Genomic DNA, 19,796 nt, shown 5'->3' on the forward strand with positions numbered 1-19,796 from the left:
CGGCGCGTGCTTGCCCGGCCTACAGCTGGTACGGTGAAACAACCCCTGGAATACCCTGAAAGTCTTTGGTATTCCGGGTTATTAACGGGCTATTTCTGCTTTGGGCAGTCGCTAAAATAATGGCATCCGGCAGTTTCATGCCATGTTTCTCACGGAGCACGACGCTTCTTTCAGCAATCTCTTGGGTTACATCGATAATCTCAAATGCGCCCAACACTGTCGCTGTTTTCGCTTCGTGGCCATGTTTGCGTGCCCCCACCATGATTTCCATCCATGTAATTAGACTGATTGACCGGTGCGATGCTGTGTTTTCGATTGTATTTGCTGCCTCGACGCGATTATTGAAAAGGTCGATCAGGATATTGGTATCAAAAACCGCCATGTGTTCCATAGCTACCACTCCTCACGCAGCTTGCGTTCATACTCTAATCCATCTTCTTGCTGGTTCCCCCACAGACCAAGCGCATCACGGATAACGGATGAGCTTTGCTGATCGAGAAACTGCTCAATTGCTTCACGCAGTAATTCGGCACGAGGTTGGTTACGCAGCTGTTTGAGGTTATCGAGACGTTGAATAACGTCATCCGACAAATCGATCAGAATCCTGCCCATGTTAAGCTCCACGAGAAAACTCATATATCACCTTAGTATATCATTATTGTTTATTTTCAAGGCAACATACGCTTTCTCTCAGTAGAGTAAAAGTCCCCGCCAATAGTTTGCCTTCCATTTGCGAGGCGCTTTCCAGATTGTTGTCCTCAACAACATTCTTGTTTTCTTTTGAATTAAACCAGGCTATAAAGCTGTATATCCATACAGTTAAAGGGCATTTTCATGGCACTGGAAAAGGGTATTGCGCAGCTGGTTCAGGGATTTATCGCTGCAGGTCGGCCATCGTCGCGTCGACAGACCATTGAGGTACGACGAGCAGGGTATGTTGCCAGCACGGGGCTTGCCGGGAAGATAGAAACGCGCGTTCAGGTGGAGACGCTTGTCCTTGATGGACTTACCATCCGGGTGTTTTCACCTCTCAATGCGTCTGAATTATTGCCGGCAGCCATCTACTACCACGGCGGGTGCTTTATCAGCGGTGGGTTTGATACGCATGATAATCAGCTCCGCCAGCTGGCATTTTACGGTAACTGCCGGGTTATTGCGGTTCAGTACAGACTGGCACCCGAGCATCAATTCCCCGCAGCACATGACGACGCAGAACACGCTGCAGAGCTTGTCTGGCAGAATGCAGGCAAACTGGGTGTAGATAAAAACCGAATCACCCTTTGCGGCGACAGTGCAGGTGGACATCTTGCGCTGGTGACATCACTGCGGCTCAAAGATAAAGGCCTGTGGAATCCAGCACAGCTCATCCTGATCTATCCCATGCTTGATGCCACAGCCAGCTTTGAAAGTTATGCCCTGAATGGCACGGATTATATTATCACTCGCGATACCCTGCTCAGCGGGTATGAAATGTATCTCGCAGAGACTGACCTTCAGCATCCGGAAGCCAGCCCACTGTGGCGCGATGATTTTCACGGCCTTCCGCCTGTGCACATTGTTACCGCTGAATACGATCCGCTATGTGATGAGGGAGAAATGCTGTTCCAGCATCTGACTGAGCAGGGTGTGAAGTGTACTGCTCAGCGCTGGCTGGGCGTTATCCATGGCTTCTTTCAGCTTGGCGGTGTTAGTCAGTCAGCTCGAGACGTTATGCGAGACATCGCCTGGCGAATTAGCTCAGCCAGGCAATAACAACGAAGGGATTATTCCTCTTCGTTCCCACCCTCTTCATACGCGCCGAATGGCTTCGCCGGAAGAACAATATAGGTGCCTTCAAACACCGCGCCAGATGTTTTGTCACCAAACAGTTCAACCTGCATTTGTACGCGGGCTTTGCGACCTCGGGCCAGGCGATCGAGGTCGCCCCCCAGTGAACCCAGATCGGCCACGGCGCTCGGTTTACCGCTGATCGGTGCGCTATAGCGGATATGGGCGTCGGCAAGAATGATCGTCCCCCCCAGATGGCGCTCACGCAGCATCAGCCAGATAAGCCCCCAGCCCGTCAGCGTAGCCAGCGAGAACAGACTTCCGGCAAACAGGGTGTGGTGTGGGTTTTGATTGCCGATCTCCGGCATGGTGGTGATAAATTTTTGTCCTGTGTACTGCTGAATACGGACACCCATTTTTTCACTCAGCGGAATGTGCTGATACCAGGCTTGCTGTAGCTGCCCGCACCAGTCGGCGCGATGCAAAATATCATCCAGCGTGGCGATAGGTTTAATCATCAAAAAGTGACGAATCGGTGTGGTTTGCGGGGTCGTGATTTCCCCCTGATTAACAAAACCAAGTTTCGCGAAGAACTCCACGGCATCTTCGCGGGCACTACAGGTGACGCGCTTAACGCCTTCCTGACGGGCGACAGATTCCAGGGTCATCGCCATCAGCGTCCCCAGACCTTTGTCCTGCACGGAGGGATGAACCGCCATAAAGCGAATAGACGCTTCGTTATCGGCGTTGATATACAAACGCCCAACGGCGACGAGGTTGCCCTCTTCATCCATCACCATCTGATGGTGGGCCATCGCATCCCAGGCGTCGCGTTCAGACCCTTTTGGCTGATGTAATGGCTTGCGCAGCATTTCCCAGCGGAACTGGTAATAGGCTTCTAACTCTTCTTCCGTTTGCGGTACTCGAAGGTGATACATAGCTGTACTCTCTCTTGTTACCCGCGGCCACGCCGCCAGTTGGCTCATACCTGGAGCCAGAATGTGACGGGGCCATCGTTCACCAGCGAAACCTGCATATCAGCAGCGAATCGTCCGGTTTGCGTATTCATTTCCTGCTGGCGACAGCGCTCAACAAAATACTCATAAAGTTCTTCAGCACGATCGGGCGCGGCACCTTTAGAGAAACTCGGGCGCATGCCGCGCTCGGTATCCGCCGCCAGCGTGAACTGAGAAACCACCAGCACGCTGCCGCCCGCCTGCTGGACGTTCAGGTTCATCTTACCTTCCGCATCGCTGAAAATACGGTAGCCCAGCACGCGCTCGCACAAGCGGTTAGCTTTTTGTTCGTCATCATCCTTTTCGACACCTAACAACACCAAAAGTCCTGGGCCAATTTCACCCGTCACCTCTCCCTCCACGGTGACGCTGGCACGGGTTACGCGCTGTATCAATGCAATCATGGTTGGTCTGCTTCTTGTTGTTTTTCAGCTGCTGCTGCTTTTTTGAGTTCGCGATAGACACCGAGAGTGACAGTTATTTCGGCACCAAGCAAGACGATACACCAGGTCCAGTAGACCCAGACAAACAAAATCGGGATCACCGCCAGCACGCCGTAAATCAGCTGATAGGACGGAAACATGGTGATGTAGAGGGCAAACCCTTTCTTCCCGAGCTCAAAGAGCAACGCCGCCACTAGCGCCCCCACGACCGCATCACGGTTAGGCACGCGCGTGGTCGGCACGACGCTATAGAGCAGCCAGAATGAGAGCCAAGACAGGATCAGCGGGAAGATGCGAAGCACATTATCAATAACGCCGTTTAAATCACTCGCCCAGCGTAATGAAAGAAGATACGAGCTGATTGCCAGACTCGCCCCGGCCAGCAACGGACCCAGCGTCAGGATCATCCAGTAAACGGCAAAGGAGTACACCTTCGGTCGTGCCTTTTTACTCCGCCAGATGGTGTTCAGCGCGTTATCAATGGCGTACATCAACAGCAGCGCTGTGACGATAAGACCGCATGCCCCCACTGCCGTCATCTTGTTGGAGTTAGCAACGAACTGCTCAATGTAGTTCTGGATGACATCCCCGGTTGCAGGAATAAAATTTGCGAAGACAAAATGGCGAAGCTGCAGACTAACGTCTGCAAACATTGGAAAAGCGGAAAAAAGCGCAAAGATAACCGCCACCAGCGGCACTAATGAGAGCAACGACACGTACGCGAGATTACCCGCCAGCGTGGTCATGTTGTCCTCATCAATGCGATGCCAGAGCAGTTTTAGCCAGGCTCTCAGCGGACGAGTATGATGGGTGGCTTTTTGATGAACGGTTTTTAGCATAACTGCTTCGCAAAGTAGTTTGGTATCGTCTCTTTTCCGGTCACCAGAATTGACGTAATACCCAACTGGTTAGCTCCCTCTATATTATCGGCGTTGTCGTCGAAAAAGACCGCATCGGCCGCGGTAAATCCTTCTGCCTGAAGAACAGCCTGATAAATTCGTGCCTCAGGTTTACGCATCCCCATTTCCTGCGAAAGATAAATCTTATCTGCCGCTGCCTTAACTTCAGGGTACTCCTCAGGCCAGAATGTGGTGTGCAGACGGTTGGTATTTGACAACACCACCACACGATGTCCTTGCTCTCGCAGTTTGTACATGATGTTCGTAACTTCCGGACGTATCGCCACAAATACCGCCTGCCAGCCGTGAGAAAACTGCTCGTAGCTTAACGGCAGATCCAGCTCATGGCAGAAACGTTCGGCGAACTCTTCATCGCTGATTTCGCCGCGTTCGTGTTGATGGAAGGTCTCGCTCATCACGAAACTCTGCTTCAATGTCGCCAGTGGGACACGGCTAAAATCGCTCCATGCGCCCAGCACCCGATTAAAATCGATATCGACGATTACATTTCCTAAGTCAAAGATATAAAGCATGTTTATCTCCTGCTCGCCGTGGAAAAGTAACTGTAGCGGGAAAGATAAGCTTTGGCTATGCGCCAGATTCAGCTTAGGGGGATTGATCTAAAGAACGAAAATTTAGCATTCGGAGATGCTATTGAGTTTCGGGACAATAGTCAGTGAGACGAGTTTTATTTAAGTGCGTTTTTGCAGAGGTATTCGTATCAATTCAATCTGTAAAACACTACAGAAAAACGCTTCCGTACAGTTTCTTTTCATCACCACATTACCACTACTTACTCCATGGGAATCCCATTTCACGCGGCTTTGCTCGAGATTGATACAAATTCACTTTACTCAAATTTACATTTAGATACAAATACTGCATTTATCTTCTTTTTTATAATGGTAGGTTTACATTACTTTACACATGGAGCAGCACTTTTCGTGAAGATTAAAAAGGGATACATCCTCTGTGCCGTTTTAATAGCGATACTCTGCACTTTCGCTATTTACTCATACAACGCCTACCGATATAAAAAAGCCAGCAGAGATATTTTATATCAACTCTCTAGCCAACTTATTGTGAGGCAAGGGCTTGAACCAAAACTTTCAACCCACCTCGTTTTTGATACATTATATATCGACGGAAATATATCAAAAGATGATGACGAAATAATTTCTTCAATTATCAAAAAAAACCTTATTCCTGTAAGAACAATATCGATAAACAGTGGTGGCGGTGATGTCGAAGCTGCAATCAAAATAGCACGCATTATTCATAACAAAGAAATTAACATTGAGGTCAGGCGATTATGTCTTTCTTCCTGTGCTAACTATCTTTTCCCTGCGGCAAAAAACAAAATCATCAATTATGGTTCCATTATTGGTTTCCATGGCTCACCTAATTCTGATGACAGTAAGTTAACGACCACGGTTAACGGTGAAATCAATACAGACACAACGATAACAGATCGCATTTTCTCAGAAATAAGAAAAACGGATAAAGCATTTTACAAAGATATAAATGTGTCATGGATGATGCCACTTTGCGGGCAAAAAGAAAATATTGGTGATCCAGACACAGGTCTGTCGACGTACAGCGAAAAGGATTTTACGCGTTTTGGCGTAAAAAACATTTCATTCACGGATGGTGAAATGGTATGGAAAAAGTCTATGGATATTATGGGTATACCTTTTGCTCACTATTGCAAGGAAAATTTATAATGCGTGAACTCAATGAAAATGAATTAAGCAATGTAAGCGGTGCAGGAATGTGGGGTTCTATCGGTAGTGCGATTGGTGGGATGTTCGGTGGTGGTAGTGCTGGTTGTAACGGCAGCTATTCCCACACCAGTACCACCAACAAGGATGGTTCTCACTCTGAAAGCACCTCCTTTAGCGGCGGTTGCTCAGTTAACGTTGGTGGTAAAAGCGGTGGTTCGTCAAAAGGTAATGGAGGTTCGAAAAATGGCGGTGGCCGCCAGGGTAATGATCACGGCAGACATTAATTCCTGAATCGTTATCACTCATAGCCGCTGATATTGAGCGGCTATTTCCACAGCCGTAAGAGGCCAGATATGTTTCGCAAGGAAGCTATTGAATATCAGAGTACCCGATGGGAAGGAAAGGCCGTACTTCTCCCAGGGATCCCTTTTGCTTTTATCGTATTGCTCAGCCTGTTTTTTATTGCCTCTATTTCTATTTTTATTGCCAAAGGTTCCTATACCCGGCGCGTCATTGTTCACGGTGAGATAACGACTTTCCCCGGTGCAGTGAATATCTCTGCATCAATGCAGGGTACGGTAGTGAAGAGTTTTGTTAGCGAAGGCGATCGTATAAAAAAAGGTGACGCACTCTTCCTCATTCATTCAGGTGTATCGACGCAATCAGGTCTGGTTGATGAGAACAAAAAAAAGGAGATCACGCTACAGATAAACAGTATCAATGTAATGATGGCAAATTTGATCTCTTCGAAAAAACGTACGCTTAACGCACTGATAATTCAGAAAGTACATTATCAGTCCAGTTTTAACACCTCATCTGAATTGCTTGTGCAGGCTGAGCGGGAACTGCATCAGATTGAGAAAAACGTTAACGATTACCGCAGTTATCAGGAAAAAGGTCTGGTCACGAAAGACCAGATGAGCAGCCAAAACGCACTACTCTATCAACAGCAGAGCAATGTTTCTGACCTGGTCGCCAGAAAATCACAGGACCAGGTTCAGGTAGATATGCTCAATCAGCAGATCCAGTCCCAGGGAGCTGATTATGACCACCAGATTTATCAGCTTGAGCAACAAAAGTATGAGCTGGAAAAAGAAAAGTTAAACACAGAAGCAGAAGGAAATTATGTCATCGAGGCGACAGCCGATGGCTTAATCGACTCCATCAATACGACGCAAGGTAAGATGATCGGCTCCGGCGATGTACTCGCGCGTGTTCAGCAGAATATACATTCGCCATGCTATATCGAAACCTGGGTTCCGGATGAAGTTCTCCCCTATCTTGCGATTGGCCAGCGCGTTAATGTCAGTTACGACGCCTTTCCTTATGAGAAATTTGGTCAGTTCAGGGCATCAATATCAGCAATATCCAGGGTTCCGGCATCGAAACCTGAACTCCTGTCAAAGCAGACCATTGCACACGAATTCTATGACGATAAAAAATCCTGGTACAAAATCATGATCAAACCTGACCTACAGTCTGTGCAGGTTCATGGAAAGCAACTCTCACTGAGCCAGGGAGCAAAAGCGCAGATTTCTCTTTTCCTTGAAAAGAGACGTATCTACGAATGGTTATTATCGCCATTTTACGAAATGAAAATGAGCGTAACGGATGCGGGAAATGAATAATTTTTATACCCCTGAGACGCTGATGCGCAAACTTGATTTGAGGTTATTTAAACGCATCCCGGTTGTATTTCAAACTGAAGCATCCGAATGTGGCCTGGCCTGTCTTTCAATGATATGCAGTTTTTATGGCAAGCAGGTTGACCTTCTACAACTCCGGCAACAATTCAATTTGTCATCGCGTGGGGTCAACCTCAATGCGATAAAAGCAATTGCCAGTGAACTGGAGATGTCGTCACGTGCATTGTCCGTGGAGCTTCAGGAATTACGTGATGTGCGTAAGCCCTGCATTTTGCACTGGGATTTTAACCATTTTGTCGTACTGATTAAGGTCGATAAGAACAGCGTGGTGATCCACGATCCTGCTTTTGGACGACGGGTAATTAGCATGTCCGAATTGTCCAGGCATTTTACCGGTGTCGTGCTTGAGGTATGGCCGGGAACGGCCTTCTCAGGTCAAAAGAAGCAAAAGAGGTTAAAAACTGCCACGTTATTAAAGAATATCAATGGTCTGACGGCATCACTGACAAAGATATTTTTCTTATCGCTGGTGATTGAGTTGATCAGCCTGCTGTTGCCAGTGGGTACACAATTAGTCACGGATAATGTCATTGCATCCGGAGATTACGGTTTACTCAATCTCATCTGTCTTGGGCTGTTCATTCTGATTCTGTTGCGTTTGGCGGTCAGTGTCATACGCTCCTGGACCACGCTGATACTGGGAACACTCATCGACGTCCAGTGGAGCTTTAGCCTCTTTTCGCACCTTATTAAGCTACCGACAACCTATTTTGAAAGGCGCAAACTAGGGGATATTCAGTCTCGTTTCCACTCACTTGATGTGATACGCGCCACATTTACCACCGGTTTAACTGGTAGCATTATTGATACGCTAATGCTCATGGGTTTGCTGATAATGATGTTTTTATACAACCTGCAACTCAGCATGATCGTGGTCTCTTTTACCGCAATATATACCTTCATTCGGTTTGCAACCTATCGATACTACCGCCAGTTATCCGAAGAAGAATTAATCAAGGAGGCACGTCTTAATTCTTATTTTATGGAAACCCTGTACGGTATTGCGACGATTAAGATTCAGGGGATGACTGACCTGAGAATCAATAATTGGTTTAACCTTTTTTCAGATAGGGTCAATACTGGTATTCGTTTGACGCGAATGGATCTTTTCTTTGGTGGCGTTGTATCTTTTATCGCCGCCTGCGACCAAATTGTTATCCTGTGGGTAAGCGGCAAACTGATGATTGATAGTCATTTAACCATCGGCATGTTTATCGCGTTTAACACCTTCAGGAGCCAGTTCTATGATCGAATAAATACCCTCATCAACTTTATCATTCAGCTGAACATCATCAACTTACATAATGAACGCGTTGCCGATATTGCGCTACAGGAAGCAACGTCTTTAACGGCCACCAGCCCGCTGCGTTTACCACAGGGAGCCTTAACGCTTGAAACCCAGGATCTGGCCTACCGTTATGATAACCATGCAGACCCCATCTTCAGTAAACTGAATCTGACCATTCATGCCGGAGAGAGTATTGCTATTACGGGCGTGTCGGGTGCCGGTAAAAGCACCCTAATGAAAGTGTTATGCGGATTATTCGAACCCGCGAACGGCTGTGTCCGAATTAATGGCATTGATATTAAGCAACTTGGTTTTGAGCATTATGCTGAACGCATTGCCTGTATTATGCAGGAAGATAAGCTGTTTTCGGGCTCAATCAAAGAAAACATCGCCGGTTTCCGGCCTGACATTGACGAGCAATGGATGGTGGAATGCACCATCGCCAGCCATATTCATAATGACATTTTAAAACTACCGATGGGTTATGAGACACTGATTGGTGAACTCGGGGAAGGGTTATCCGGTGGTCAAAAACAGCGGCTTTATATTGCCAGGGCATTATACCGCAAACCGGGTATTCTATTCATGGACGAGGCGACCAGCCACCTGGATAAAACCAGTGAGAGCCAGGTCAATCAGTCTATACAAGCGATGAATATTACCAGGATCATTATCGCACATCGCGAAACCACGATTTCATCGGCAGATCGGGTGTTCGTGATTAATGGAGAAGAGCTACCCTAATCTGTTGAATTTCGCGGAACAGAGATTGACTCAGGACATGTCAATTCCGGGTAATAAAGGAAGTCTGATCATTATCAAATAAAAAGCCGCTGAACGCTCAGCGGCTTTTTACGTTCCGGGTAATGAGAACGCTTACCCGGCCTACGGCATAACCGTATTAGTCTTCTTTCGCACCGCGCATAGCACGTTTACGATCGTTCTCGGTCAGGTGACGTTTACGGATACGAATTGACTGTGGAGTCACTTCTACCAGTTCGTCGTCATCGATGAATTCCAGAGCTTGCTCCAGAGTCATCTTGATCGGTGGAACCAGAACCGTTGCTTCGTCAGTACCGGACGCACGCATGTTGGTCAGTTTCTTACCGGTCAGGCAGTTTACAGTCAGGTCGTTAGAACGACTGTGAATACCGATGATCTGGCCTTCATAAACTTCAGCACCGTGACCCAGGAACAGCTTACCGCGATCCTGCAGACCGAACAGCGCAAACGCAACCGCTTTACCCTGACCGTTGGAGATCAGCACGCCGTTGTTACGCTGGCCAACTTCACCCGGACGAACATCGTCGTAGTGGCTGAAGGTGGAGTACAGCAGACCAGTACCGGAAGTCATGGTCATGAATTCTGAACGGAAGCCGATCAGACCACGGCTTGGGATCACGTAGTCAAGACGTACGCGGCCTTTGCCATCTGGATTCATGTTTTTCAGGTCGCCTTTACGCTCACCCAGAGCCTGCATCACAGAACCCTGGTGCTGCTCTTCAACGTCCAGCGTCACGTTTTCGAACGGCTCTTGTTTACGGCCATCGATTTCGCGGAAGATAACTTTCGGACGGGAAACCGCCATTTCGAAACCTTCACGACGCATGTTTTCGATCAGAACAGACAGGTGCAGCTCACCACGACCTGAAACGCGGAATGCATCAGCGTCTTCGGTTTCTTCAACGCGCAGCGCAACGTTGTGCACCAGCTCTTTGTTCAGGCGGTCAAGGATCTGACGAGAGGTAACAAATTTACCTTCTTTACCGCAGAACGGAGAGGTGTTGACGTTGAAGAACATGGATACGGTTGGTTCATCAACGGACAGGGCTGGCAGCGCTTCGACGTTCTGCGGGTCGCAGATGGTGTCGGAGATGTTCAGTTCACCCAGACCGGTGATAGCGATGATGTCGCCCGCTTCAGCGATGTCGCTCTCGATACGCTCAAGACCCAGGTGAGTCAGTACCTTACCGACTTTACCGTTACGGGTTTTGCCTTCGCTATCAATGATAGTGACCTGCTGGTTAGGCTTCACTTTACCGCGCTTGATACGACCAATGCCGATTACACCAACATAGTTGTTGTAGTCGAGCTGAGAGATCTGCATCTGCAGGGTGCCGTCGAGATCGACGTTTGGCGCAGGAACACGGTCAACAATCGCCTGGTACAGCGGGGTCATGTCTTCAGCCATGTCTTCGTGATCCAGACCCGCAATACCGTTCAGCGCAGAAGCGTAAACGATAGGGAAGTCCAGCTGCTCGTCGGTCGCGTCGAGGTTAACGAACAGGTCAAATACCTGGTCAACAACCCAGTCAGGACGCGCGCCAGGACGGTCAACTTTGTTGATAACAACGATTGGCTTCAGACCATGGGCAAATGCTTTTTTGGTCACGAAGCGCGTCTGTGGCATTGGGCCATCCATTGCGTCAACGACCAGCAGAACGGAGTCTACCATGGACATTACACGTTCAACTTCACCACCGAAGTCGGCGTGCCCTGGGGTATCAACGATGTTGATACGGTAGTCATTCCATTTAATCGCGGTGTTTTTCGCGAGGATGGTAATCCCACGCTCTTTCTCCAAATCGTTGGAGTCCATCACGCGTTCTTGGGTTTCGGCACGCGCATCAAACGTACCGGATTGCTGCAGCAGCTTGTCAACTAGGGTAGTTTTACCATGGTCAACGTGCGCGATGATGGCGATGTTACGCAAATTTTCGATCACAACTTTGCCTCAGGCATTTAGAAATAGCGCGTTATTGTACACGGATTAATCGCACTACAAAACAGGATCACAAACATCCCCCGCAAACAAGTATTGCAGAGATGCTTTGTGATCGCTTTCACGGAGCGGTAAAAGGGCACTTTAACGTAAATTGCACCAATATGGTGCTCAATGTTCACATTGAAGCACTATACTGGTGCAACAAATCCATTGTGGTGCAGCCCTTTTGCACTATGGTGCGCATGATAACGCCTTTTTGGGGTGTTTTAAAAGTTGGCACAGATTTCGCTTTATAAAAAATACATGGCACCAGCCAGTACAAACAGAAATTGAAGACCTCGTTACCACGACGACAATGACCAATCTGGAGAGTTAAGTATGTCCGCTGAACACGTTTTGACGATGCTGAACGAACATGAAGTGAAGTTTGTTGATCTGCGCTTCACCGATACCAAAGGTAAAGAACAGCACGTCACAATTCCTGCTCATCAGGTAAACGCCGAATTCTTCGAAGAAGGCAAAATGTTTGACGGCTCCTCCATTGGTGGCTGGAAAGGCATTAACGAATCCGACATGGTTCTGATGCCAGATGCGACCACTGCGGTCATTGATCCGTTCTTCGAAGAACCAACCCTGATCATCCGTTGCGACATCCTCGAGCCAGGCACGCTGCAGGGCTACGACCGCGACCCACGTTCTATCGCAAAACGCGCTGAAGAGTACCTGCGTTCTACCGGCATCGCAGACACCGTTCTTTTCGGGCCAGAACCAGAATTCTTCCTGTTCGACGACATCCGTTTCGGTGCGTCTATTTCTGGTTCCCACGTTGCTATCGACGATATCGAAGGCGCATGGAACTCTTCCACCAAATACGAAGGTGGTAACAAAGGTCACCGTCCAGGCGTTAAAGGCGGTTACTTCCCGGTTCCTCCGGTCGACTCAGCACAGGACATTCGTTCCACCATGTGTCTGGTGATGGAAGAGATGGGCCTGGTAGTTGAAGCTCACCACCACGAAGTGGCGACTGCTGGTCAGAACGAAGTGGCTACCCGCTTCAACACCATGACCAAAAAAGCAGACGAAATTCAGATCTACAAATACGTTGTGCACAACGTTGCGCACCGTTTCGGTAAAACCGCTACCTTCATGCCAAAACCTATGTTTGGCGACAACGGTTCCGGTATGCACTGCCACATGTCTCTGTCCAAGAACGGTACCAACCTGTTCTCTGGTGACAAATATGCTGGTCTGTCTGAGCAGGCGCTGTATTACATCGGCGGCGTAATCAAACACGCTAAAGCGATCAACGCCCTGGCTAACCCAACCACTAACTCCTACAAGCGTCTGGTCCCGGGCTACGAAGCACCAGTAATGCTGGCCTACTCTGCGCGTAACCGTTCTGCTTCTATCCGTATCCCGGTTGTTGCTTCTCCTAAAGCGCGTCGTATCGAAGTGCGCTTCCCGGACCCAGCGGCTAACCCATACCTGTGCTTCGCAGCACTGCTGATGGCTGGTCTGGATGGTATCAAGAACAAGATCCACCCAGGCGAAGCAATGGACAAAAACCTGTACGACCTGCCGCCAGAAGAAGCGAAAGAGATCCCACAGGTTGCTGGTTCTCTGGAAGAAGCCCTGCAGGCGCTGGACGCAGACCGCGAGTTCCTGACTGCAGGTGGCGTATTCACTGACGACGCTATCGATGCTTACATCGCCCTGCGTACTGAAGAGAACGACCGCGTGCGTATGACTCCGCATCCGGTAGAGTTCGAGCTGTACTACAGCGTTTAATTAAGTTGTTTTACCCGGCGTCACAAACGCCGGGGGTAGTTGCCGTGGAAACTTTTAGCCCATCTCCGGATGGGCTTTTTTCTCCACCAACAACCTGATCTCGCGCGCTTTTTACGACGAAAAAGCTATACTGCACTAAATTAGTGCAAACAACTCCAGGAGACTGCTGAATGGCAACTGGCACGCTGCCCGATGCTGGGCAGATCCTCAATTCTTTGATTAACAGTATCTTGCTTGTCGACGACGAGCTGGCCGTACATTATGCCAACCCGGCGGCACAGCAGCTGCTCGCCCAAAGCGCACGTAAACTGTTTGGCACCCCGCTTCCGGAATTACTGAGTTATTTTTCGCTGAATATTGGCCTGATGCAGGAAAGTTTGCAGGCCGGTCAAGGATTCACGGATAACGAAGTCACGCTGGTTATCGACGGGCGCTCGCATATTCTGTCACTGACTGCCCAACGCCTTCCTGAAGGACTGATCCTGCTGGAAATGGCGCCAATGGATAATCAGCGCCGACTGAGCCAGGAGCAGCTTCAGCATGCCCAGCAAATTGCCGCCCGCGACCTGGTGCGAGGTCTGGCGCATGAAATCAAAAACCCGCTGGGTGGGTTACGCGGCGCAGCACAACTCCTGACAAAGGCGTTGCCCGACCCCGCGCTGGCGGAGTACACCAACGTCATCATCGAACAGGCAGACCGCCTGCGCAATCTGGTTGACCGTCTTCTCGGGCCACAGCAACCGGGTATGCACGTATCAGAAAGTATTCATAAAGTGGCTGAGCGGGTGGTGAAACTGGTTTCGATGGAATTACCAGAAAACGTCACGCTGGTGCGTGATTACGACCCAAGCCTGCCAGAACTGGCACATGACCCGGATCAGATTGAGCAGGTACTGTTGAATATCGTACGCAATGCCCTGCAGGCTCTGGGGCCTGAAGGGGGCGAGATTATTTTACGTACCCGCACCGCCTTCCAGCTCACGTTACACGGCGTACGCTATCGACTGGCCGCCCGAATCGACGTTGAGGATAACGGACCTGGTATTCCATCGCATCTACAGGACACCCTGTTCTACCCGATGGTAAGTGGTCGCGAAGGCGGAACCGGCCTGGGCTTATCCATTGCACGCAGTTTGATCGATCAACACTCTGGAAAAATTGAATTTAACAGTTGGCCGGGACACACCGAGTTTTCGGTTTTCCTGCCGATTAAAAAATAAAGGTGACGTTTATGCAACGAGGGATAGTCTGGGTAGTCGATGACGATAGCTCCATCCGTTGGGTGCTTGAACGCGCGCTCACAGGGGCAGGATTAAGCTGCACGACGTTTGAGAGCGGCAGCGAAGTGCTCGACGCACTCACCACCAAAACGCCCGATGTTCTGCTCTCAGATATTCGCATGCCGGGAATGGACGGGCTGGCGCTTTTAAAACAGATCAAACAACGCCACCCTATGCTTCCGGTCATCATAATGACGGCGCACTCCGATCTTGATGCCGCAGTGAGCGCCTATCAGCAAGGGGCGTTCGATTACCTACCAAAACCGTTTGATATCGACGAAGCGGTAGCGCTGGTTGAGCGTGCAATTAGCCACTATCAGGAACAGCAACAGCCTCGCCACACACCCGATTTTGGGCCAACAACTGACATTATCGGCGAAGCGCCGGCGATGCAGGATGTGTTTCGTATTATTGGCCGTTTGTCCCGCTCGTCCATCAGCGTATTAATTAACGGCGAATCGGGAACCGGTAAAGAGCTCGTGGCGCATGCATTACATCGCCACAGCCCGCGGGCAAAAGCCCCGTTTATCGCCCTGAATATGGCAGCAATCCCGAAGGATTTGATTGAATCCGAACTGTTCGGCCACGAAAAAGGGGCATTTACCGGCGCGAACACAATTCGTCAGGGGCGCTTTGAACAAGCTGACGGTGGAACACTGTTCCTGGATGAGATCGGCGATATGCCGCTGGATGTCCAGACCCGCCTGCTGCGCGTACTGGCCGACGGGCAGTTTTATCGCGTGGGTGGCTATGCGCCGGTGAAGGTGGACGTGCGCATTATCGCCGCGACTCACCAGAACCTGGAGCAACGCGTGCAGGAAGGAAAATTCCGTGAGGACTTATTCCATCGCCTGAACGTCATTCGCGTCCATTTGCCCCCGCTGCGTGAACGCCGGGAAGATATTCCTCGCCTGGCACGTCACTTCCTGCAGGTGGCAGCTCGGGAACTGGGTGTGGAAGCTAAGCAGCTTCATCCAGAAACCGACGCAGCCCTCACGCGTCTCGCGTGGCCAGGTAACGTGCGCCAGCTGGAAAACACCTGCCGCTGGCTGACCGTGATGGCCGCCGGACAGGAAGTCCTGATTCAGGATTTACCGGCCGAGCTGTTTGAAGCAACCGCACCAGAGAGCAGTACCGGGCACGCGCTGCCGGATAGCTGGGCGACGCTGCTGGCGCAGTGGGCCGACCGCGCGCTGCGTTCCGGTCATCAAAACTTACTCTCAGAGGCTCAGCCAGAGATGGAACGTACGTTATTGACCACTGCGCTCCGCCATACACAAGGGCATAAGCAGGAAGCCGCTCGCCTGTTGGGATGGGGACGTAATACCCTGACGCGCAAGCTGAAAGAGCTGGGAATGGAGTAATATCCGCTCTTGTGTAAAGGTTATTAATTGAGCGCAAATTGCCGTTATTTTGCGCTTTACTGTTTCGATGAGTTTTGTATGATCGTGCCCGGAAATTGGGGGGACCATCATGCTGGAATCATTAGTGAATTTGCTCTCTAGCGGTGCAGCCGAAAGCCATACACCGCAAACAGCCGTTGCGGCGGTGCTGTGCGCGGCGCTGGTTGGGCTGTTTAGCTAGCGGGTTTGAACGTAAAAGCCGGGTGGCAGCTTCGCCTTACCCGGCCTACGTTTCGTACTTTTGGCTATGCGCCTTAAATCACTCGCGAGAACTGCTGCATACGCGCTTTCTGACGCAGATACGCGTCAAAGCACATGCAAATATTACGGATCAACAGACGCCCTTTCGGCGTGACCTCAATCATACTCTCCGATACATCCACCAGCCCATCTTTCGCCAGCGGTGCAATCAGCTTCAGGTCTTCCGCAAAATAATCGCTGAAGTTCAGCTCCCACTGCGCTTCCACGTCGCTGAAATCGAGACGGAAGTTGCAGATAAGCGCCTTGATGACATCACGGCGAATACAGTCGTCGCGCGTTAACGCAATGCCGCGCCACAGCGCGTTGCCGATGTCATCAACCTGCTGGTAGTACGACTTCAGCTCTTTCTGGTTTTGTGCATAGCAGTCGCCAATCATGCTAATGGCAGAGACGCCCATCCCCAGCAAATCGGTATCGCCCTGGGTGGTGTAGCCCTGGAAATTGCGGTGCAGGACCCCTTCGCGCTGAGCAATCGCCAGTTCGTCGTCCGGACGGGCAAAGTGATCCATGCCAATGAACTGATAACCGGTTGCGGTCAGCGAAGTAATAGTTTCCTGTAAAATATCCAGCTTCTGTTGGGCAGAAGGGAGATCGGCATCTTTAATTTTGCGCTGGGCAGCAAACAGCGTCGGCAGATGCGCATAGTTAAAGACGCTCAGACGGTCCGGGCTGAGTTCGGCCACACGTTTCAGCGTGAAGGCAAAACTTTCCGGCGTCTGCTTTGGCAGGCCGTAAATCAGATCAATGTTGGTCGAGGTGAAACCAATCTCACGCGCGTGATTGAGCAAGGCGAAGATAAACTCTTCGTCCTGCTCACGGTTCACCAGACGCTGTACTTCTTTATTGAAATCTTGCACGCCCATACTCAGGCGGTTAAAACCTTCAGCGCGTAAGTGATCCAGTACATCCAGTTCAATTTCACGCGGATCGACTTCGATCGAGATTTCAGCGTCGGCGTTAAAACTGAAATTGCCGCGCAGCAGGTTCATCAGGCGGCTAATTTGCGCTTTATTAAGATAGGTTGGCGTGCCGCCGCCCCAGTGAAGCTGGCTAACGTGACGGTCTTTAAACAGCGGCGCGCGATGGACAATTTCTTGTTCGAGCGCGTCAAGATACTGATCAGCTTTATGCTGCTGGCGGGTAACGATTTTATTGCAGCCGCAGAAGTAGCAAAGCTTGTGGCAGAACGGAATATGGACGTAGAGCGACAGCGGACGCTCAGGATAGCGCGCGACAGCCTGCTGAAAATCCCCCTCGCCGAAGGTATCGGAGAACTCCAGCGCGGTGGGGTATGACGTATAACGCGGCCCGGAATAGTTATATTTCTGGATTAGGGCCAAATCCCAGTCGATAGTTGGTACAGACATGCTCACTCCTTCCGTTGGTGTCGCGTTCGTACACGGCGGCCCGACCTGGCCCCGTTGCGGGCCATCATTCGGGTGCGCAGCCACTTCTGTCGCCGCGACAACCGCCGTAGTTTAACGAATAACCACACCAGATAACATATAATCGGAAGGGTTATAAGCAGGACTATCGTGCCTGCCGGGTGCAAATGTTAGTTTCCGCCCTTCAGAAGACGCATCATATCTTCCTGTTTCTCGTCTTCTTCTTCATCTTCGTCATCGTCGTATGACAGGCCCAGCTTCTGCATCAGTTCATCAATACGATCCAGTTTGGCATCCACCCATGACTGCTCTTCAGCAGTCAGGGTTTCACCCTCTTCAAGACGTTCCAGGAGCGCGTCCAGGCGCTCATCGTTCTCCAGCATATCCAGCTCAGCCTGCGGTGAAAGCATAGGTTTCTCGCTCTTTGGTTTGTGCTGCTTAGTGACCGGGGTGTCTGTCACGCCCAGTGGAATGGGAGTTTTACTGCCGATACGAGGATCTTTCTGCTGCTTACCTTTTGCAGAAGCGCCCGCAGTACCACCACCGTTTGCACGGCTACCCGCAGCATGACCGCGATGCTTTTTGTCGCGTTTACGGTCGCGCGCTTCCTGGTTCAGTTCTTCGCGCGTTTTGCGGCGTGCTTTCGCAGGGCGTTTAGCACCCGCAGCGGAGGTTGGTTTTTTCATGATGTTTTATCTTTAAGTCGTTTTCTTCAGTATAGAATTGCGGCGAAATCTAGCAGAAAGCAAGCAAAGAAAAAAGGCGACAGAGCAATCTGTCGCCTTTTTTCCTGACTCACAACCCTTAGCGGGTCAGACATTCCATGTTTGCCAACAACAAACCCTGTTTATCCCTTGGCTTATACCGTCCGTGATACGGTTCCATTTCCTGTTAAAACGCCTCCAGGCGCTGGTCATCCTGACAATCCTGCGTCTTCGCCTCCTGGCGCTCCTGACCCTAATCCTTAAGTCGATATCCTGTTGGCTTCCTCGCCCTGACGCACACTTTACCTTGTTCCGTTAAACTAACAAGCAACGAAACGGTACAAAAAGGGATTTTCAGATAATTACCTGGAAATAAGCTAATGATTTAAAACAGTTTGGCTTTTTTGACGCCTGCGATTTCTCTGAAATATCCCAAAGCATGATTAGCCGATCTCTCACAACGGCCGGGGCTTTCACCTACAGACCTATGCAATCAGAAAAGCCTTTTGCCTGCATTCGGGTATAATCCCCTTCAGATTACGATTTTGGAGACGACCACGTGACTACCTGGAACTACCAACAGACGCATTTTGTCACCAGTGCGCCCGATATTCGCCACCTTCCTTCTGATACCGGTATTGAAGTGGCATTTGCTGGCCGCTCCAATGCGGGGAAATCCAGCGCCCTGAACACGCTGACAAATCAGAAAAGCCTGGCGCGTACCTCAAAAACACCTGGCCGTACCCAGTTGATTAACCTGTTTGAAGTCGCAGAGGGCAAACGCCTGGTCGACTTACCGGGCTACGGTTACGCTCAGGTCCCCGAAGAGATGAAAATCAAGTGGCAGCGTGCGCTGGGTGAATACCTGGAAAAACGCATGTGCCTGAAAGGCCTGGTGGTGCTGATGGATATCCGTCACCCCCTGAAAGATCTGGATCAGCAGATGATCGACTGGGCTGTAGCAAGCGATATTGCCGTACTGGTACTGCTGACGAAAGCCGACAAGCTGGCAAGCGGCGCGCGTAAAGCGCAGGTGAATTTGGTTCGCGAAGCGGTGCTGGCTTTCAACGGCGATGTGCAGGTGGAGCCGTTCTCCTCGCTGAAAAAGCAGGGCGTGGACAAACTGCGTCAGAAGCTCGACACCTGGTTTAGCGAGCTGGAACCCGCGACGGAAGCGGAAGAAGAGTAATACCGAGCGCGGCGATGTCCGCGTTTTTTTGCCTGATTTTTTCTTTGCCGCAATAAAAAACGCCCCAGTCATTACTGACTGGGGCGGCTAAAATATTCAGCCAAATCCGATTACGTGAAGTAAAAGGTCTGAAAGATAGAACATCTTACCTCTGTACCCTACGCCGATAACTCTACCCCTTTTTGTGCTGCAGAAAAAGCACTTTTTGTAGTTTTTTT

The 19,796-nt window shown here is 50.2% G+C and carries 19 protein-coding genes; 10 read left to right on the plus strand and 9 right to left on the minus strand.

Features of this window, described 5'->3' with window-relative positions; translation table 11 throughout:
* Positions 1–19 precede the first annotated feature (19 nt).
* The gene (locus ACLHV8_RS21860; RefSeq protein ID WP_208594706.1) at positions 20–391 is read right to left on the minus strand and encodes a type II toxin-antitoxin system VapC family toxin; all 372 of its coding nucleotides are present in this window, start codon (positions 389–391) and stop codon (positions 20–22) included.
* Positions 392–393: 2 nt separating this feature from the next.
* Positions 394–636 (minus strand): ribbon-helix-helix protein, CopG family, encoded by a 243-nt coding sequence (locus tag ACLHV8_RS21865; RefSeq protein WP_028018142.1) that lies wholly within the window; start codon positions 634–636, stop codon positions 394–396.
* 198 nt (positions 637–834) lie between these two features.
* On the opposite strand from ACLHV8_RS21865, the gene ACLHV8_RS21870 reads away from it, so the two are divergent.
* Entirely contained in the window at positions 835–1,752 is a 918-nt protein-coding gene (locus tag ACLHV8_RS21870; protein WP_410377032.1) for an alpha/beta hydrolase, read from the plus strand.
* A gap of 11 nt (positions 1,753–1,763) precedes the next feature.
* Here ACLHV8_RS21870 and fabY read toward each other — a convergent pair whose 3' ends face one another.
* Genes fabY through yihX form a run of 4 tightly spaced genes read right to left on the minus strand, consistent with a single transcriptional unit; the run spans position 1,764 to position 4,658 of the window.
* Positions 1,764–2,705, minus strand: coding sequence for a fatty acid biosynthesis protein FabY (gene fabY, locus ACLHV8_RS21875; protein WP_028018144.1), 942 nt, complete (start codon positions 2,703–2,705; stop codon positions 1,764–1,766).
* A gap of 44 nt (positions 2,706–2,749) precedes the next feature.
* Positions 2,750–3,187: a D-aminoacyl-tRNA deacylase gene (gene dtd / locus ACLHV8_RS21880; protein ID WP_047345532.1), complete on the minus strand. Its 438-nt coding sequence runs from the start codon at positions 3,185–3,187 to the stop codon at positions 2,750–2,752.
* Complete coding sequence (locus ACLHV8_RS21885; RefSeq protein ID WP_028018146.1) at positions 3,184–4,065, minus strand: virulence factor BrkB family protein; 882 nt, start codon at positions 4,063–4,065, stop codon at positions 3,184–3,186. The genes dtd and ACLHV8_RS21885 overlap by 4 nt, the downstream gene beginning before the upstream one ends.
* Positions 4,059–4,658 (minus strand): glucose-1-phosphatase, encoded by a 600-nt coding sequence (yihX, locus tag ACLHV8_RS21890; protein WP_410377033.1) that lies wholly within the window; start codon positions 4,656–4,658, stop codon positions 4,059–4,061. The genes ACLHV8_RS21885 and yihX overlap by 7 nt, the downstream gene beginning before the upstream one ends.
* Before the next feature lie 411 nt (positions 4,659–5,069).
* Between yihX and ACLHV8_RS21895 the strand changes: the two genes are divergently transcribed.
* The 4 genes from ACLHV8_RS21895 (at position 5,070) to ACLHV8_RS21910 (ending at position 9,587) form a co-directional block, all read left to right on the plus strand.
* On the plus strand, positions 5,070–5,849 hold the full coding sequence (locus ACLHV8_RS21895) for a hypothetical protein (protein ID WP_049008136.1): 780 nt from the start codon (positions 5,070–5,072) through the stop codon (positions 5,847–5,849).
* The gene (locus ACLHV8_RS21900; RefSeq protein WP_028018149.1) at positions 5,849–6,133 is read left to right on the plus strand and encodes a hypothetical protein; all 285 of its coding nucleotides are present in this window, start codon (positions 5,849–5,851) and stop codon (positions 6,131–6,133) included. Before ACLHV8_RS21895 ends, ACLHV8_RS21900 begins: the two co-directional genes overlap by 1 nt.
* Positions 6,134–6,202: 69 nt before the next feature.
* Positions 6,203–7,477, plus strand: a complete 1,275-nt coding sequence (locus ACLHV8_RS21905; protein WP_208594709.1) for an HlyD family secretion protein — start codon at positions 6,203–6,205, stop codon at positions 7,475–7,477.
* Positions 7,470–9,587 (plus strand): peptidase domain-containing ABC transporter, encoded by a 2,118-nt coding sequence (locus tag ACLHV8_RS21910; protein WP_410377034.1) that lies wholly within the window; start codon positions 7,470–7,472, stop codon positions 9,585–9,587. Before ACLHV8_RS21905 ends, ACLHV8_RS21910 begins: the two co-directional genes overlap by 8 nt.
* Before the next feature lie 157 nt (positions 9,588–9,744).
* Here the strand turns inward: ACLHV8_RS21910 and typA are convergent, their stop codons facing one another.
* A complete protein-coding gene (typA, locus tag ACLHV8_RS21915) occupies positions 9,745–11,568 on the minus strand; it encodes a ribosome-dependent GTPase TypA (RefSeq protein WP_023331638.1) in 1,824 nt (607 codons plus the stop codon).
* 378 nt (positions 11,569–11,946) lie between these two features.
* Here typA and glnA point away from each other — a divergent pair, with 378 nt between their 5' ends.
* From glnA to ACLHV8_RS21935, 4 genes are all read left to right on the plus strand, one after another.
* The gene (gene glnA / locus ACLHV8_RS21920) at positions 11,947–13,356 is read left to right on the plus strand and encodes a glutamate--ammonia ligase (protein ID WP_008501856.1); all 1,410 of its coding nucleotides are present in this window, start codon (positions 11,947–11,949) and stop codon (positions 13,354–13,356) included.
* 170 nt (positions 13,357–13,526) lie between these two features.
* The gene (gene glnL / locus ACLHV8_RS21925) at positions 13,527–14,576 is read left to right on the plus strand and encodes a nitrogen regulation protein NR(II) (RefSeq protein ID WP_028018152.1); all 1,050 of its coding nucleotides are present in this window, start codon (positions 13,527–13,529) and stop codon (positions 14,574–14,576) included.
* 11 nt (positions 14,577–14,587) lie between these two features.
* Positions 14,588–16,000, plus strand: a complete 1,413-nt coding sequence (gene glnG, locus ACLHV8_RS21930; RefSeq protein WP_020883985.1) for a nitrogen regulation protein NR(I) — start codon at positions 14,588–14,590, stop codon at positions 15,998–16,000.
* Between the two features lie 109 nt (positions 16,001–16,109).
* Positions 16,110–16,220: a YshB family small membrane protein gene (locus ACLHV8_RS21935; protein WP_125358805.1), complete on the plus strand. Its 111-nt coding sequence runs from the start codon at positions 16,110–16,112 to the stop codon at positions 16,218–16,220.
* A gap of 73 nt (positions 16,221–16,293) precedes the next feature.
* On the opposite strand, the gene hemN is transcribed toward ACLHV8_RS21935, so the two are convergent.
* The gene (gene hemN, locus ACLHV8_RS21940) at positions 16,294–17,667 is read right to left on the minus strand and encodes an oxygen-independent coproporphyrinogen III oxidase (RefSeq protein WP_208594710.1); all 1,374 of its coding nucleotides are present in this window, start codon (positions 17,665–17,667) and stop codon (positions 16,294–16,296) included.
* Positions 17,668–17,855: 188 nt separating this feature from the next.
* Positions 17,856–18,371, minus strand: coding sequence for a Der GTPase-activating protein YihI (gene yihI, locus ACLHV8_RS21945; RefSeq protein WP_049008125.1), 516 nt, complete (start codon positions 18,369–18,371; stop codon positions 17,856–17,858).
* A gap of 577 nt (positions 18,372–18,948) precedes the next feature.
* On the opposite strand from yihI, the gene yihA reads away from it, so the two are divergent.
* The gene (gene yihA / locus ACLHV8_RS21950) at positions 18,949–19,578 is read left to right on the plus strand and encodes a ribosome biogenesis GTP-binding protein YihA/YsxC (protein ID WP_049008123.1); all 630 of its coding nucleotides are present in this window, start codon (positions 18,949–18,951) and stop codon (positions 19,576–19,578) included.
* Positions 19,579–19,796 lie beyond the last annotated feature (218 nt).

It is taken from the genome of Enterobacter sp. CPE_E863, assembly GCF_046521465.1.
Lineage (GTDB): Bacteria > Pseudomonadota > Gammaproteobacteria > Enterobacterales > Enterobacteriaceae > Enterobacter > Enterobacter adelaidei.

Coding starts and splice junctions, on each gene's coding strand:
- ACLHV8_RS21870 (WP_410377032.1), top strand. CDS start 835: ATGGCACTGGAAAAGGGTATTGCGCAGCTGGTTCAGGGATTTATCGCT.
- ACLHV8_RS21865 (WP_028018142.1), bottom strand. CDS start 636: ATGAGTTTTCTCGTGGAGCTTAACATGGGCAGGATTCTGATCGATTTG.
- ACLHV8_RS21910 (WP_410377034.1), top strand. CDS start 7,470: ATGAATAATTTTTATACCCCTGAGACGCTGATGCGCAAACTTGATTTG.
- yihX (WP_410377033.1), bottom strand. CDS start 4,658: ATGCTTTATATCTTTGACTTAGGAAATGTAATCGTCGATATCGATTTT.
- glnA (WP_008501856.1), top strand. CDS start 11,947: ATGTCCGCTGAACACGTTTTGACGATGCTGAACGAACATGAAGTGAAG.
- ACLHV8_RS21905 (WP_208594709.1), top strand. CDS start 6,203: ATGTTTCGCAAGGAAGCTATTGAATATCAGAGTACCCGATGGGAAGGA.
- ACLHV8_RS21900 (WP_028018149.1), top strand. CDS start 5,849: ATGCGTGAACTCAATGAAAATGAATTAAGCAATGTAAGCGGTGCAGGA.
- glnG (WP_020883985.1), top strand. CDS start 14,588: ATGCAACGAGGGATAGTCTGGGTAGTCGATGACGATAGCTCCATCCGT.
- glnL (WP_028018152.1), top strand. CDS start 13,527: ATGGCAACTGGCACGCTGCCCGATGCTGGGCAGATCCTCAATTCTTTG.
- ACLHV8_RS21885 (WP_028018146.1), bottom strand. CDS start 4,065: ATGCTAAAAACCGTTCATCAAAAAGCCACCCATCATACTCGTCCGCTG.
- hemN (WP_208594710.1), bottom strand. CDS start 17,667: ATGTCTGTACCAACTATCGACTGGGATTTGGCCCTAATCCAGAAATAT.
- fabY (WP_028018144.1), bottom strand. CDS start 2,705: ATGTATCACCTTCGAGTACCGCAAACGGAAGAAGAGTTAGAAGCCTAT.
- yihI (WP_049008125.1), bottom strand. CDS start 18,371: ATGAAAAAACCAACCTCCGCTGCGGGTGCTAAACGCCCTGCGAAAGCA.
- ACLHV8_RS21860 (WP_208594706.1), bottom strand. CDS start 391: ATGGAACACATGGCGGTTTTTGATACCAATATCCTGATCGACCTTTTC.
- dtd (WP_047345532.1), bottom strand. CDS start 3,187: ATGATTGCATTGATACAGCGCGTAACCCGTGCCAGCGTCACCGTGGAG.
- ACLHV8_RS21935 (WP_125358805.1), top strand. CDS start 16,110: ATGCTGGAATCATTAGTGAATTTGCTCTCTAGCGGTGCAGCCGAAAGC.